Raw genomic sequence first — 13,141 nt, 5'->3', positions numbered from 1 at the left:
GAACCCATCACGTAAGCGTCGGAACGTCGTCGCCTTCAATTTCCTTGGGCAGTTCTATCACGACGCGGCCGCCCGCAAGGTCGACCGTCGGCACCACGGCATTGGTGAACGGCAGCAGCATCGTCGGGCCCTGCGGTGGTGCAATCTCGATGATGTCGCCGGCGCCGAAATTATGGATCGCGGTGACGCGGCCGAGCGGCTCGTTCGCGGCATTCACCGCGGCCAGCCCGATCAGATCGGCATGGTAATATTCGTCGTCGTCGGTCTCAGGCAGCTTGTCGCGCGCGATATAGAGCTCGATGCCGTTGAGGCGTTCGGCGTCCTCGCGGGTGGCGACGCCTTTGAACGTGGCGACCAGATGATCTTTCGCCTCGCGGGCATGCGTCAGCTCGAACTGGCGCGCGCCGTCCTTGGTCGTCAGCGGGCCGTAATCCCTCACGGCCAGCGGGTCTTCGGTAAACGTCCACAGTTTCACCGCGCCGCGCACGCCATGCGCGGCGCCGATCCGGGCGACACAAATCGGTGTTGCCACCGCCCCGCGCCGCTAACGCTTACGCCTTCGCGGCGGCTTCGGCGTTGGCCTTGCGCTCCTTGCGCGGCACGGCCTTTTCCGGGTTGTTGCGCGCGGCACGCTTCACGACACCGGCGGCATCGAGGAAGCGGGTGACGCGGTCGGAAGGCTGCGCGCCCTTGGCGAGCCAGGACTTGACCTTGTCCATGTCGAGCTTGAGGCGGGCTTCGTTGTCCTTCGGCAGCAGCGGATTGAAATGGCCGAGACGCTCGATGAAGCGGCCGTCGCGGGGAAAGCGCGAGTCGGCGACGACGACGTGATAGACCGGGCGCTTCTTGGTGCCTGCGCGAGCGAGGCGGATAACGACTGACATTGTATTCTCCGTAAGTTTGGTTTGATGTGATGAGAGTGAATTGATCGCGATTATTTCTTCTTGCCGGGGAAGCCGCCGAGGCCCGGCAGCGTCGGCTTGCCGCTGAGGCCCGTAAGCCCCGGCAAATTCGGCAGGCCCTGACGCAAGCCCACCGGAATATCCTTCGGCAGCGCGGGCATACCGCCGGGGCCAGCGCCACCAGGCATTTTCTCCGCCAGCGCCTTCATCTGTTCGGCCGACGGCATGCCGCCGCCGCCAAATCCCATCGCCTGCGCGATGCCGGCCATCGGGCCGCGCTTGCCTGAACCCATCGCCTTCATCATGTCGGCCATGTTCCGGTGCATCTTCAGGAGCTTGTTGACTTCCTCGACCTTGACGCCGGCGCCGGCCGCGATGCGCTTCTTGCGGCTGGCTTTCAGGAGGTCGGGGCTCTTGCGCTCCTGCCGCGTCATCGAATCGATCACCGCGACCTGACGCTTGATGATCTTGTCGTCGATCCCGGCGTTGGCGATCTGGTTCTTCATCTTGGCGATGCCGGGCATCATGCCCATCAGCCCGCTGATGCCGCCCATGTTCGCCATCTGCAGCAATTGCTCGCGCATGTCGGCCAGGTCGAACTGACCCTTGCGCATCTTTTCCGCGACACGCGCCGCCTTTTCAGCGTCGATATTCGCCGCCGCCTTTTCGACCAGCGACACCACGTCGCCCATGCCGAGGATGCGGCCGGCGATACGGCTGGGATGGAAATCTTCCAGCGCGTCGGTTTTTTCACCGGTGCCGATCAGCTTGATCGGCTTTCCCGTGACCGCGCGCATCGACAGCGCGGCGCCGCCGCGGCCATCGCCATCAACCCTCGTCAGCACGATGCCGGTCAGGCCAACGCGCTGGTCGAACGAGCGCGCAAGATTGACCGCGTCCTGGCCGGTGAGGGAATCCGCGACCAGCAGCACTTCATGCGGGCTGGCGACGGTTTTGATCTCCGCCGCTTCCGACATCATCTCTTCGTCGAGCGTGGTGCGGCCGGCGGTGTCGAGCAGCACGACGTCGTAGCCGCCGAGCTTGGCGGCTTCCAGCGCGCGTTTTGCAATTTGCGCCGGCTTCTGGCCGGCCACGATCGGCAGCGTCGGAATATCGAGATCGCGCCCGAGCACGGCGAGCTGCTCCATCGCCGCGGGGCGATAGATGTCGAGCGAGGCCATCAGCACCTTGCGCTTGTCGCGCTGGGTCATGCGGCGGGCGAGTTTTGCGGTGGTCGTGGTTTTGCCGGAGCCCTGCAGACCGACCATCATGATCGCGACCGGCGGCACCGCATTGAGATCGATGGTCTGGCCGTCAGCCCCGAGCGTGGCGACCAGTTCGTCATGGACGATCTTGACCACCATCTGGCCGGGTGTGACCGACTTGACGACGGTGGCGCCGATCGCCTGCTCGCGGACGCGGTCGATGAAGCTTCTGACGACGTCGAGCGAGACGTCGGCCTCGAGCAGCGCGCGGCGCACCTCGCGCATCGCGGCATCGACGTCCTTTTCGGACAGCGCACCGCGCCCCGTCAGCCGATCGAGTATCCCACCAAGCTTTTCCGACAGATTGTCGAACAATGCCGTTATCCTGTTGCTACCTCACCCTGAGGAGCAGGCGGAGCCTGCGTCTCGAAGGTGGCGGCGACCACCGTGGCCTCATCCTTCGAGACGCCGCTTCGCGGCTCCTCAGGGTGAGGGTCATCCAAACACTTTTGCGCCCGAGGGCGCATCGCGCTGTCGGGCGTTGGCCTCCGGTCTCAAGGGCCGGGCGGCGGGTCGAAAAGAACGTCTTTCCGAGAAGTGTGGGGGTTAAACGCCCGGAAGCCATCAAAGTCAAGGGGAAACTAGCCCAAAACGGCCTCGAACGTCGATTTAAGTCATTGAAACAAAACAATTTTATGCCGATTTGCCAGCGCGAAGTTGCGCGTTCTCTCCGCCGCGGGTTCCAACTTGCTCCGCGCACGCCATATAACGCCCCGTGCCCTTCTCTCCCGCTCTATGTGATCGCGCCCGTGCCCATTACCCGCCGCCGTGTTTTTGCAGTCCTCGCCGGTCTCGGCCTGGCCGCCGGTGCGCCGTCTGTCTGGATGTCCCGCATGAAAACCTATGACGGCCCTGCTTCCGATCATTTCGACGGCCTGACCTTCTTCGATCCGGATGGTTCGCCGCCGAAATCATTGGCCGAGGTGCTGCGCTGGCAGTTCCTTGGCAGAGGGGAGCGCGCGAGCTGGCCGGATTGGGTGCCGAGCCCGCATACCGACACACCGCCGCACCGCGTCGAAGGCAACAAGGTGCGGCTGTCGTTTGTGGGCCATGCGAGCTGGCTGATCCAGACCGGTGGCCTCAACATTCTCGTCGATCCGGTGTGGTCGATGCGGGCTTCGCCATTCAGCTGGGCTGGGCCGAAGCGGCACAACGATCCCGGTATCGCGTTCGACGCATTGCCGAAGATCGATGTCGTGCTGGTGTCGCACGGCCATTACGACCATCTCGATCTGGCGACGCTGTCGAGGCTCGCGAAAGTGTTTTCGCCGCGCGTGATCACGCCGCTCGGCAATGACGTCACCATGCGCGACGCGGATGACGCGATCAAAGTCGAAGCGTTCGACTGGAAGGATCGCGTCGAACTCGGCAACGGCATTGCCGTGACACTGGTGCCGACGCGTCATTGGTCGGCGCGCGGGCTGTTCGACCGCAACAAGGCGCTGTGGGCGAGCTTTGTGCTGGAGACGCCGGCCGGCAAACTCTACATCGTCTGCGATTCCGGCTACGGCGACGGCAAGCATTTTCGCCGGGTCGCCGAAGCACATGGCCCGCTGCGGCTGGCGATCCTGCCCATCGGCGCCTATGAGCCGCGCTGGTTCATGCGCGACCAGCACATGAACCCGTCGGACGCCGTGAAGGCATTGGCCGATTGCGGCGCGCAGACCGCGCTGGCGCATCATCACGGCACGTTCCAGCTCACCGACGAAGCGATCGACGCGCCGGTGACGGCATTGGGCGAGGCGCTGGATGAAGCGAAAATTCCGCGCGAGCGGTTTGCGGCGCTGAAACCCGGGCAGGTATTCGAGGTTTAGTCGCCGCGCTAATTATCTCGTCGTCCCGGCCAAGCAAGCGTAGCGAGCGCTGAGCCGGGACCCATAACCACCGACCTGAGTATTGAAAAAGGCAGGAGCTCCAGCTTGCCCTAACCACAGAGCCCTGTGGTTATGGGTCCCGGCTCAAGGCCGGGACGACGATCAGTTATTCCTTCGGCTTGATCGCCCAGGACACGCTCACCGAAACCGATAGCGTCTCTTCGCCTGGCGCCACCGGCGCGGATGCAGCCATGCCGCCGGCGACTTTGCTGCGGAACATCGGGCTGGGCGCGCCCTCCTCGGAGATGCTGATCGGTTCGCCGAGCGTTACGCCGGCAGCCTTGGCGTAGATTTGCGCTTTGCGGCGCGCGTCGGCGATTGCCTGCTCGCGCGCTTCGTCGAGCAGTTTTGAAGCCTGCGTAACCACGAAATTGATGCCGCCGACTTCGTTGGCGCCGGCGCCGACCAATACGTCGATGATGCTGGCGACCTTGGTGACGTCGCGCAGCTTGATGGTAACGCGGTTGCTGGCGCGATAGCCGGAAATCACCGCAGGTCCAGTCCGGTTCGGGTTGGGCGGATATTGCGGCTGCAGCGACAGCCGCGAGGTCTGGTAATCCGTCTCCTCGATCCCGGCGCCTTTCAGCGCCAGCAGCACCTTGCCCATCGCCGCGTTGTTCGCCTCCGACGCCTCGCGCGCGGTCTTTGCTTCGGTAGTCACGCCACCATCGATCCGCGCCTGATCCGGCGGCACCGAGACATTGGCTTCGCCGGTCACGGAGATGGCGGGCGGCGGCACCGTCTGCGCCAGCGCGGGCGTGGCCAGCAGCGCGACACCGGCGGCGGCGAGAGCGAGTACCTGTTTCATGTCTTTCACTTCAGCGGCACATAGACGTTGATCACCAGCTTGTCCTCCGCGGTCTTCAAGGGATCGGTGATGTATTCCTCGACGAAGGTGTCTTTTGCTTCAAGTTTCTTGTCGTCGAGGTGATTGGTGATCGCCTCATAGGTGTTGTCCATGTTGTCGTAGGAGCCGCGATGGACAAACTTCAGGGCTTTGCCCTCGGGCGATTTGCCGATGCTCATGTCCTTGGTCAGGTTCTTCGGCTCCTGGTCGACTGGAATTTCGGCCAGGAACGTAAAGCCGCTGTCGTCGGTCGAGGTGTAGACGATCATCGCATTGCCCGCGGCCTTGATGCCCTGCTTGTCGAGCAGCGCGGTCAGCGCCTTGAATGAATCGATCAGCGTGTCGAACGCCGAGTCCCAATTGGCGGTGCCCTTCATGACCACCACCTTTTTGGGCTCCAGCGTGAATTGCTCGCCGAAGGGGTCAGCGGTCTGAACGGTCGCGGCGGGGGGCGTGGCCGGCGTCTGGGCGGCCGCGGGTGGCGGCGAAGGGGCAACCGACGGGCTTGCCACCGGCGCCGGGGAGGTTGCCGGTGCCGGGGGCGCGGATGCCGCGGGCGCTTCCGCCGGAGCAGGGGAAGCCGAAGCGGCGGGCACCGGTGCCGCGGAAGGGCTGGCGGACGGAGAGGCGGCAGGCGCCGGCGATTGCGCCAGCGCGGCGCCGCCCCACGCGATTGCCAGCGTCGCGACCAGCGCGGCCATGGCCGAGCGGAAAGGGCTGATACGGTTCATTTTAGGCATTCTCCATCCATCCCCAAGCGGTCGCGGTATGTCCCGTCACGCCCGCAAAGACGCCGCCATCCCTAACACGCAAGCTTCGCCTTCGTCCCATGACAGATGCGTCATGCGCCCCTGCGCACTAGGCAATCGGCCACCATTCGCCATATAAGCAGGCAGAAATTGGGAAATTCCATGAGCGCGCTGGCCAATCAGGCATTCGCCAAGATGAACGGTATCGGCAACGAAATCGTCGTGGTCGATCTGCGCGACAAGCCGGCCAAGGTGACGGCGGAGGAGGCGCGCGCCGTCGCCTCGCCCGCCGGCGTGCCCTATGACCAGTTGATGGTATTGCAGCCGCCGCGGCTGGAGGGTACCGAGGCCTTCATCCGCATCTACAACAATGACGGCTCGGAGGCCGGCGCCTGCGGCAACGGCATGCGCTGCGTGGTGCGGCGGCTGTTCGAGAAGACCGGCCAGACGGCCGTGACCTTCGAAACCCGCTCGGGCCTGCTGAATTGCTGGCAGGGGCCGCAGCCCGATCTCTACACGGTCGACATGGGCGCGCCAAAATTCGGCTGGCAGGAAATTCCGCTCGCCGAAGAGTTTCGCGACACGCGTTACATCGAACTGCAGGTCGGGCCGATCGACGCGCCGATCCTGCATTCGCCGTCGGTCGTCAGCATGGGCAATCCGCACGCGATCTTCTGGGTCGACGACGTCAACGCCTACGACCTCGAGCGCTTCGGACCACTGTTGGAAAATCATCCCATCTTCCCCGATCGCGCCAACATCACGCTCGCCCAGATCGTCGATCGCGATCACATCACGATGCGCACCTGGGAACGCGGCGCCGGCCTGACCAGGGCCTGCGGCTCGGCTGCCTGCGCCACCGCGGTTGCGGCGGCGCGGCTGAAGCGCACCAACCGTGTCGTTGAAATGACGCTGCCGGGCGGCAAGCTCTCGATCGAATGGCGTGAGCGCGACGATCATGTGCTGATGACCGGCACGGCCGATTTCGAATATGAAGGCCGCTTCGATCCGGCGCTGTTCGCCAGCGTCGCATGAGCGTCGACGTCCTTACGTTTGGCTGCCGCCTCAACGCGTTCGAATCCGAAGTGATCCGGCACGAGGCCGAGAATGCCGGCCTTTCCGATACCGTGGTCATCAACAGCTGCGCCGTCACCAACGAGGCAGTCGCGCAAGCGCGGCAATCGATCCGGCGGCTGAAGCGCGAGCGGCCCAATGCGCGCATCGTCGTCACCGGCTGCGCGGCGCAGACGCAGCCTGAAATGTTTGCCGGCATGGCGGAAGTCGATCGTGTCGTCGGCAATGACGAGAAGATGCGCGGCGAGGCCTGGCGCAGCGCGCGTGCCGCGTTCGATACCGGATTTGGCGTCGAGGCCAGCGAGAAGATCGCGGTCGCCGACATCATGGCGGTCACCGAGATGGCTCCGCATTTGCTGGAAGGTTTTCAGAGCGGCCTGCCACGGGTATTCGTGCAGGTGCAGAACGGCTGCGACCACCGCTGCACCTTCTGCATCATTCCCTACGGCCGCGGCAATTCGCGCTCGGTGCCGATGGGAGCTGTTGTCGAGCAGGTCCGCGCGCTGGTCGAACGCGGTCATGCCGAGATCGTGCTGACCGGCGTCGATCTCACCAGCTACGGCGCCGATTTGCCGGGCACGCCAAAACTCGGCCAACTGACAAAGCAGATTTTGCGGCATGTGCCGGAACTGAAGCGTTTGCGGATTTCATCGATCGACTCGATCGAAGCTGATCGCGATCTGCTCGGCGTCATTGCGGATGATGAGCGCCTGATGCCGCATCTGCATCTGTCGCTGCAGTCCGGCGACGATCTGATTCTGAAGCGGATGAAGCGACGGCATTCACGCGCAGATGCCATCGAATTCTGCGCGCAGGTGCGGCGGCTGCGGCCGGACATCGCGCTCGGCGCCGACATCATCACGGGCTTTCCGACCGAGACGGAAGAGATGTTCGCGCGTTCGCAGGATCTGGTCGAGGAATGCGGTCTCACCTTCCTGCACGTGTTTCCTTACTCAAAACGCCCGGGCACGCCGGCTTCGCGGATGCCGCAGGTCGCGGGCGAGGCGATCAAGGAACGGGCGAAGCGCTTGCGTGCGACGGGTGAGGCGGCGTTGCGAAAGAGGCTGGCGTCGGAGATCGGCGCGACGCGACAGGTGCTGATCGAGAGCGGCAGGCAGGGGCGGACGGAGCATTTCCTGCCCGTTGCCATCAATGGTGAAATGCCGGGCGCGGTGCGGGCGCTGACGATGATAGGACATGATGGTGCTCGGATGACGGGACGCTAGGCAAACATGGCTTTTGCTGTGAGCCTGCATTTCAATTCTGAAATGGCGGACGCTATTTCGGCGCGCTGAGCGCTGCTTGCAAATGCGGGCGTATCAAGTTCGATGCCTGATCTCAGGTTCGCGCCGCATGTGACATTGGCCGTTTATGACGATCTGGTGGTAGAGGCGGCGGTCGCTTCGCTTGATCGGATCTTCGGCAATGCCGACCAGATCACCGTCACCTTGACTGATTTCTCGACGTTTGGTGCCGGCAGCGGCGTTTGTTACGCGGCCTTGGCTTCTTCGCTTGACCTGATGCGCTTACATGCGACGATCATTGGTGCCCTCGGCGAAACCTGCAGGCCACATTATCAAACGGGGCGCTGGACACCTCATTGTACCCTGGCGACGGGCATGACGGATGCAGGATTGGAGCGGGCGAAAGGTCTACTTCAATCGGATTGGCGTCCGCTTGCGGGCGTGTTCAAGGCGGCGACGCTGGTCGAGTTCGTGCCGGTTGTTGAACTCAAGCGCTGGACCTTGGCCGCTACTCCCCGTTCCACCCACACGCCCTGAGTCGCTCGCGCATATGCTCCGGCGCCGGCGCCACCACGCGAACCGGTTCCTTGTTCCTTGAAATCGGAATCACGATCTCGCGGGAATGCAGATGCAGGCGCGGCTCGCCGAAGCGGGGGCCGTTGCCGTAGATGTTGTCGCCGACGATCGGCCAGCCCGTGGCCGATGTGTGCACGCGCAATTGATGGGTGCGGCCGGTGACCGGTTCCAGCTCTAACCAGGCGAGGCCATTGCCGCGGCCGCGCACCTTCCAGTTTGTGACGGCTTTTTGACCGTCCGGATCCGGCTTCTGCCACCAGCCACGCTCGACGTTGAGCCGGCCGAGCGCCATGTCGATGGTGCCTTCATCTTCGGAAGGTCCGCCTTCCACGACGGCCCAGTAGGTCTTGCCGATCTTGCCGTGCTTGAATAACAGCCCGAGCGAGGCCGTGGCCTTGCGATGGCGTCCCAGCACGAGACAGCCGGAGGTATCCTTGTCGAGGCGGTGCGCGAGCACCGGCGGCCGCGGCAGGCCGAATCGCAACCCGTCGAACGAGGTTTCCAGGTTGGCGCCGCCCTTGGGGCCGCGATGCACCGGCAGGCCGCAGGGCTTGTCGATGACCAGCATCAGCCCGTCGCGGTGGAGCACGCGAGCCTGGATTTCTTCCGCGGTCAGGTCGGGGACCTCAGGGGATGCCCCGCCAATATCAATGGATTGGTTGTGGCTTTCGTTCATGGCGCGAAACCGCTAACACACGTCCGACATGAGCGATACCACTCCTGGAACTCCAAAACTGAGCTGGTGGCGGCGGCTTTCGAGCGGCCTGAAGCGAACCTCGAGTTCGATCGGGTCAGCCGTTGCCGACCTCGTCATCAAACGCAAGCTCGACCGCGCCATGCTCGATGATATCGAGGATGTGCTGCTGCGCGCCGATCTCGGCACCGAGGTCGCGGTGCGGATCGCGGACGCCGTCGGCGCCGGCCGCTACGACAAGGCGATCTCGGCGGATGAGGTCAAGGCGGTGGTCGCGACCGAGGTCGAGAAGGTGCTGGCGCCGGTGGCCAAGCCGCTGGTGATCGACGCCGCTCAAAAACCGTTCGTCATTCTCGTGGTTGGCGTCAACGGTTCCGGCAAGACCACCACCATCGGCAAGCTGGCGGCGAAACTGAGCGCCGAGGGCCGCAAGATGATGCTGGCGGCCGGCGACACGTTCCGCGCCGCCGCGATCGAGCAATTGAAGGTCTGGGGCGAGCGGACCAAATCGCCTGTGATCGCGGGCGCGCAGGGGTCTGATTCAGCGGGCCTCGCCTTCAATGCGCTGACCGCAGCGAAAGAACAGAACGTCGACGTGCTGCTGGTCGATACTGCCGGGCGATTGCAGAACAAGGCCGAGCTGATGAAGGAGCTCGAAAAAGTCGTCCGCGTCATCAAGAAGGTCGATGCCTCGGCCCCGCATGCGGTGCTGCTGGTGCTCGACGCCACGGTGGGACAAAATGCGCTGTCGCAGGTCGAGGCTTTTCATCGTACCGCAGGCGTCACCGGCCTTGTGATGACCAAGCTCGACGGCACCGCGCGGGGCGGCATCCTGGTGGCGCTGTCGGAGAAATTCAAACTGCCGGTGCACTTCATCGGCGTCGGCGAAGGCGTCGACGATCTGGCGCCGTTCACCGCGCGGGACTTTGCGAACGCGATTGCAGGAATCGAGGCATGACCCCGAAAAGTGGGAGCCGGTTTTCGGAAAAGGTCATGCCTCAAACAAAGAGCGCAAGTTGATGGACAAGACCCAGCCGCATCCGCTGTTCAAGCTTGCGACCGAACTCGGTCCGCTGATCGTGTTCTTTGTCGCCAACGCCAAATTCGGTCTGTTCGTCGCCACCGCCGCTTTCATGGTGGCGATCATCGCCGCGATGATCGCGTCCTATGTGGTGACCAGGCATGTGCCCATGATGGCGATCGTCACCGCCGTCATCGTCATCGTGTTCGGCACGCTGACCCTGGTGCTGCATGATGAGACCTTCATCAAGATGAAGCCGACCATCATCTACGGCCTGTTCGCCGCGATCCTCGGCGGCGGCCTGTTGTTCGGCCGTTCCTTCATCGCCGTCATGTTCGATCAGGTGTTCAACCTGACGCCGCAGGGCTGGCGCATCCTCACCATGCGCTGGACGCTGTTCTTTTTCGCAATGGCGCTTCTGAACGAATTCATCTGGCGCACCCAGTCGACCGACTTCTGGGTCGGCTTCAAGGTGTTCGGCGTGATTCCGCTGACGATGATCTTTGCGATCGCCCAGATGCCGCTGACCAAGCGCTATCATCTGGAGCCGGCCTCGCTGGAAGCCAGCGAAGCGGACGCGGGAGATGTGAGGAAGGGCTGAGAGTTAGTGTCCTGGACGCGGTGCAGCGTTCTTTACGATGCACCGCAGAGCCGGGACCCATCTATCCGTTTGAGCCGATCTATCCGTTAGAGTGGGCCCCGGCTCTGCAGCGCACCGCAAGAGCGCTGCGCTGCGTCCGGGGCACGATAACCAATCAGCTCTTTTGCTTGGCGATCACCTGGTCCTTGATCTTGTCGTAGGTCGCCTGCGGGACGATGTTCTTGTGCACCAGATCGTCCTTGCCCTTGTAGGGACGGCCGGCGACGATCTTGGCGGAATAGGCCTTGCCAATCCCCGGCAGCGCTTCGAGCTGGTCGACGGTCGCCGAATTGATGTCGAGCAGTTCGGCCTTCGGGGCCGGCGCCATCTTCGACTCCTGGGCCTTCGGCGCGGGAGCCATCTTGCTGTCGGATTTGGTCGCGGGCTGCGCGGTCTGGGCCATCGACGGGGTTGCCGTCATCAGGCCAACCGTGAGCGCAGTTGCGAGAAGAGAAGCGAGCGTGAAATGACGCATAGAAGTGTCCCTCCAAGGACGGTTTAAGTAACGCCATCAAGCTAGCTTCGAATTCGTGGCGGCGCCATGGCCGGCAAATGAACGGCAGATAAAAGCTGGAAATTATTTATCCCTCGTCATTCCCCGATGCGCAATTGCGCATCTGAGGGCGAGCGAAGCGAGAGCCCGGAATCCATCAGATCGCAAGTCGCGTCGACAAATTGGGCTCGCGCCAAGGCGCGCCCCGGAATGACGGCCGGAGCTAACTCCCCGCTCGCAACGCCTTCTCGATCTCGGCCTTCAGCACGGTATCGACATTGGCTGGCGTGATCGGCCCGACCAGTTTGTAGACGATGGTGCCTTCGCGGCCGACCACGAAGGTTTCAGGCACGCCATAGACGCCCCATTCGATCGAGCCGCGGCCATTGCTGTCGGCGCCGACCATGCTGAACGGGTTGCCGTAGCGGCCGAGGAAGCGGCGGGCGTTGTCGGGCGAATCCTTGTAGTTGATGCCGACGATCTGCAGCCGCTTGTCCTTGGCCAGAGCGGTGAGCAGCGGCATCTCGTCATGGCATGGTACGCACCAGGACGCCCAGACGTTGACGACGCTGACCTTGCCCTTGAAGGCCGCCGGGTCGAGCCCGGGAACGGCGATGCCGTTGTCGACCAGGCCTGCCAGCGCCGGCAGCGCGGTCTGCGGCGCCGGGCGGCCGATCAAAGCGGATGGAATTTTCGAAGGATCGCCGCCGTGCAGCCGCAGCAGGAACAGCCCGGCGACCGCCATGAAGCCGATCAGCGGCAGCGTCACCAGCCAGCGCCGGCTTTGCCGCGGTGCGTCAGATGCCGCCGGCCCGCTCATCTGATATCCGCCGCACTGCGGCCGGAGCGCCGGGTGATGCCGCTGGCCTCGAGCTCGCGCAGGCGCGCCTTCTGGCGGCGAAAATCGATGGCGATCCAGGTAATCAGGATCGCGACCACCGCGGCGACCAGCGCATAGGACGTCACGATGAAGGAGGCATAGGGACCGAGCGCCATCACGCGGCCTGTTGGCTGGCTTGCATGATCTGCAAGCTGCGCACGCGGCGGCGCAGGATCTCGTTGCGCATCGCCGCCAGATGCAGCGTGACGAACAGCAGCGAAAATCCAACCGCCATCACCAGCAACGGAATCAGGAAGGCGCGGTCGAGCGTGGAGCCTCCCATGCGAAGCACCGAGGCCGGCTGATGCAGCGTGTTCCACCAGTCGACCGAGAATTTGATGATCGGCAAATTGAGCGCGCCGACCAGTGTGAGGATCGCCGCCGCCCGCGCCGCGCGCGAGGGATCGTCCACCGCGCGCCACAGCGCGATCAGGCCGAGATACATCAGGAACAGGATCAGCACCGAGGTGAGCCGCGCATCCCATTGCCAATAGGTGCCCCACATCGGCCGGCCCCATAGCGAGCCCGTGACCAGCGCGAGAAATGTGAAGGCGGCGCCGATCGGGGCGGCGGCTTTCGCAGCGACGTCGGCGAGCGGATGCCGCCACACCAGCGTGCCCAGCGCCGCAAGGCTCATGACGCCCCACACGAACATCGACAGCCAGGCGTTGGGCACGTGGATGAACATGATTTTGACGGTGGCGCCCTGCTGATAATCGTCGGGTGCCATTGCTGCCTGGTACAAGCCGATGAGCAGCAGGATCGCGGTCGCGCCCGCCAGCCACGGCAATATGCGCCCCGTCAGCGACAGGAATTTGGTGGGGTTGGCGAGGTCGATCAACGTCATGGGCATCCTGATAATCGTCGGCGGCGGGGCAGGCA

At 63.9% G+C, this 13,141-nt stretch carries 16 protein-coding genes; 6 read left to right on the top strand and 10 right to left on the bottom strand.

Going from position 1 to position 13,141, the window contains the following annotated elements; translation table 11 throughout:
- Window positions 1-7: 7 nt before the first annotated feature.
- From rimM to ffh, 3 genes are read right to left on the bottom strand one after another with little or no spacing between them, the layout of a single operon-like run.
- On the bottom strand, window positions 8-532 hold the full coding sequence (gene rimM, locus JQ558_RS29100; RefSeq protein WP_212204104.1) for a ribosome maturation factor RimM: 525 nt from the start codon (window positions 530-532) through the stop codon (window positions 8-10).
- Window positions 533-551: 19 nt separating this feature from the next.
- Window positions 552-884 carry a 30S ribosomal protein S16 gene (gene rpsP, locus JQ558_RS29095; RefSeq protein WP_212204106.1) on the bottom strand — a complete coding sequence of 111 codons (333 nt, stop codon included), beginning with the start codon at window positions 882-884 and terminating at the stop codon, window positions 552-554.
- A gap of 50 nt (window positions 885-934) precedes the next feature.
- Window positions 935-2,482, bottom strand: coding sequence for a signal recognition particle protein (gene ffh, locus JQ558_RS29090; RefSeq protein WP_192739326.1), 1,548 nt, complete (start codon window positions 2,480-2,482; stop codon window positions 935-937).
- A 434-nt stretch (window positions 2,483-2,916) separates the two neighbouring features.
- Here ffh and JQ558_RS29085 point away from each other — a divergent pair, with 434 nt between their 5' ends.
- Window positions 2,917-3,981: an MBL fold metallo-hydrolase gene (locus JQ558_RS29085; protein WP_212295930.1), complete on the top strand. Its 1,065-nt coding sequence runs from the start codon at window positions 2,917-2,919 to the stop codon at window positions 3,979-3,981.
- A 166-nt stretch (window positions 3,982-4,147) separates the two neighbouring features.
- Here JQ558_RS29085 and JQ558_RS29080 read toward each other — a convergent pair whose 3' ends face one another.
- Together JQ558_RS29080 and JQ558_RS29075 are read right to left on the bottom strand one after the other, a co-directional pair.
- Entirely contained in the window at window positions 4,148-4,849 is a 702-nt protein-coding gene (locus tag JQ558_RS29080) for an SIMPL domain-containing protein (RefSeq protein ID WP_212204110.1), read from the bottom strand.
- A gap of 5 nt (window positions 4,850-4,854) precedes the next feature.
- Window positions 4,855-5,619: a GyrI-like domain-containing protein gene (locus JQ558_RS29075; protein WP_212204112.1), complete on the bottom strand. Its 765-nt coding sequence runs from the start codon at window positions 5,617-5,619 to the stop codon at window positions 4,855-4,857.
- 180 nt (window positions 5,620-5,799) lie between these two features.
- On the opposite strand from JQ558_RS29075, the gene dapF reads away from it, so the two are divergent.
- The 3 genes from dapF to JQ558_RS29060 all read left to right on the top strand — a co-directional run bounded on the left by dapF (window position 5,800) and on the right by JQ558_RS29060 (window position 8,492).
- Window positions 5,800-6,672 (top strand): diaminopimelate epimerase, encoded by an 873-nt coding sequence (gene dapF / locus JQ558_RS29070; RefSeq protein WP_212295929.1) that lies wholly within the window; start codon window positions 5,800-5,802, stop codon window positions 6,670-6,672.
- On the top strand, window positions 6,669-7,937 hold the full coding sequence (mtaB, locus tag JQ558_RS29065) for a tRNA (N(6)-L-threonylcarbamoyladenosine(37)-C(2))-methylthiotransferase MtaB (protein ID WP_212295928.1): 1,269 nt from the start codon (window positions 6,669-6,671) through the stop codon (window positions 7,935-7,937). The genes dapF and mtaB overlap by 4 nt, the downstream gene beginning before the upstream one ends.
- Before the next feature lie 102 nt (window positions 7,938-8,039).
- A complete protein-coding gene (locus JQ558_RS29060) occupies window positions 8,040-8,492 on the top strand; it encodes a 2'-5' RNA ligase family protein (protein WP_212295927.1) in 453 nt (150 codons plus the stop codon).
- Here JQ558_RS29060 and JQ558_RS29055 read toward each other — a convergent pair.
- Window positions 8,464-9,207, bottom strand: a complete 744-nt coding sequence (locus JQ558_RS29055; RefSeq protein ID WP_212295926.1) for an RluA family pseudouridine synthase — start codon at window positions 9,205-9,207, stop codon at window positions 8,464-8,466. The two genes, JQ558_RS29060 and JQ558_RS29055, sit on opposite strands and share 29 nt — an antisense overlap.
- A gap of 28 nt (window positions 9,208-9,235) precedes the next feature.
- Here JQ558_RS29055 and ftsY point away from each other — a divergent pair, with 28 nt between their 5' ends.
- Both ftsY and JQ558_RS29045 read left to right on the top strand, forming a co-directional pair.
- The gene (gene ftsY / locus JQ558_RS29050) at window positions 9,236-10,183 is read left to right on the top strand and encodes a signal recognition particle-docking protein FtsY (protein WP_212295925.1); all 948 of its coding nucleotides are present in this window, start codon (window positions 9,236-9,238) and stop codon (window positions 10,181-10,183) included.
- A 61-nt stretch (window positions 10,184-10,244) separates the two neighbouring features.
- A complete protein-coding gene (locus tag JQ558_RS29045) occupies window positions 10,245-10,847 on the top strand; it encodes a septation protein A (protein ID WP_212295924.1) in 603 nt (200 codons plus the stop codon).
- 154 nt (window positions 10,848-11,001) lie between these two features.
- On the opposite strand, the gene JQ558_RS29040 is transcribed toward JQ558_RS29045, so the two are convergent.
- The 4 genes from JQ558_RS29040 to JQ558_RS29025 all read right to left on the bottom strand — a co-directional run bounded on the left by JQ558_RS29040 (window position 11,002) and on the right by JQ558_RS29025 (window position 13,106).
- Window positions 11,002-11,361 (bottom strand): helix-hairpin-helix domain-containing protein, encoded by a 360-nt coding sequence (locus JQ558_RS29040; protein ID WP_192739317.1) that lies wholly within the window; start codon window positions 11,359-11,361, stop codon window positions 11,002-11,004.
- A 241-nt stretch (window positions 11,362-11,602) separates the two neighbouring features.
- Window positions 11,603-12,199: a DsbE family thiol:disulfide interchange protein gene (locus JQ558_RS29035; protein WP_212204128.1), complete on the bottom strand. Its 597-nt coding sequence runs from the start codon at window positions 12,197-12,199 to the stop codon at window positions 11,603-11,605.
- Window positions 12,196-12,375: a heme exporter protein CcmD gene (gene ccmD, locus JQ558_RS29030; RefSeq protein ID WP_212295923.1), complete on the bottom strand. Its 180-nt coding sequence runs from the start codon at window positions 12,373-12,375 to the stop codon at window positions 12,196-12,198. Before ccmD ends, JQ558_RS29035 begins: the two co-directional genes overlap by 4 nt.
- Window positions 12,375-13,106, bottom strand: a complete 732-nt coding sequence (locus JQ558_RS29025; protein ID WP_283813708.1) for a heme ABC transporter permease — start codon at window positions 13,104-13,106, stop codon at window positions 12,375-12,377. The genes ccmD and JQ558_RS29025 overlap by 1 nt, the downstream gene beginning before the upstream one ends.
- Window positions 13,107-13,141: the final 35 nt, after the last annotated feature.

Origin of the sequence: Bradyrhizobium sp. AUGA SZCCT0160, from assembly GCF_018130105.1 — a bacterium.
Taxonomy (GTDB): Bacteria; Pseudomonadota; Alphaproteobacteria; order Rhizobiales; family Xanthobacteraceae; genus Bradyrhizobium.
Note: the sequence above shows the minus strand (reverse complement) of the source record. Positions and strands in the feature narration are given on the sequence as shown.

What these genes read in the sequence shown, in the direction of transcription:
- JQ558_RS29025 (WP_283813708.1), bottom strand. Translation starts at nt 13,106, where the DNA reads ATGACGTTGATCGACCTCGCCAACCCCACCAAATTCCTGTCGCTGACG.
- ccmD (WP_212295923.1), bottom strand. Translation starts at nt 12,375, where the DNA reads ATGGCGCTCGGTCCCTATGCCTCCTTCATCGTGACGTCCTATGCGCTG.
- mtaB (WP_212295928.1), top strand. Translation starts at nt 6,669, where the DNA reads ATGAGCGTCGACGTCCTTACGTTTGGCTGCCGCCTCAACGCGTTCGAA.
- dapF (WP_212295929.1), top strand. Translation starts at nt 5,800, where the DNA reads ATGAGCGCGCTGGCCAATCAGGCATTCGCCAAGATGAACGGTATCGGC.
- JQ558_RS29060 (WP_212295927.1), top strand. Translation starts at nt 8,040, where the DNA reads ATGCCTGATCTCAGGTTCGCGCCGCATGTGACATTGGCCGTTTATGAC.
- rpsP (WP_212204106.1), bottom strand. Translation starts at nt 884, where the DNA reads ATGTCAGTCGTTATCCGCCTCGCTCGCGCAGGCACCAAGAAGCGCCCG.
- JQ558_RS29080 (WP_212204110.1), bottom strand. Translation starts at nt 4,849, where the DNA reads ATGAAACAGGTACTCGCTCTCGCCGCCGCCGGTGTCGCGCTGCTGGCC.
- JQ558_RS29075 (WP_212204112.1), bottom strand. Translation starts at nt 5,619, where the DNA reads ATGAACCGTATCAGCCCTTTCCGCTCGGCCATGGCCGCGCTGGTCGCG.
- ftsY (WP_212295925.1), top strand. Translation starts at nt 9,236, where the DNA reads ATGAGCGATACCACTCCTGGAACTCCAAAACTGAGCTGGTGGCGGCGG.
- JQ558_RS29035 (WP_212204128.1), bottom strand. Translation starts at nt 12,199, where the DNA reads ATGAGCGGGCCGGCGGCATCTGACGCACCGCGGCAAAGCCGGCGCTGG.
- JQ558_RS29045 (WP_212295924.1), top strand. Translation starts at nt 10,245, where the DNA reads ATGGACAAGACCCAGCCGCATCCGCTGTTCAAGCTTGCGACCGAACTC.
- JQ558_RS29040 (WP_192739317.1), bottom strand. Translation starts at nt 11,361, where the DNA reads ATGCGTCATTTCACGCTCGCTTCTCTTCTCGCAACTGCGCTCACGGTT.
- JQ558_RS29055 (WP_212295926.1), bottom strand. Translation starts at nt 9,207, where the DNA reads ATGAACGAAAGCCACAACCAATCCATTGATATTGGCGGGGCATCCCCT.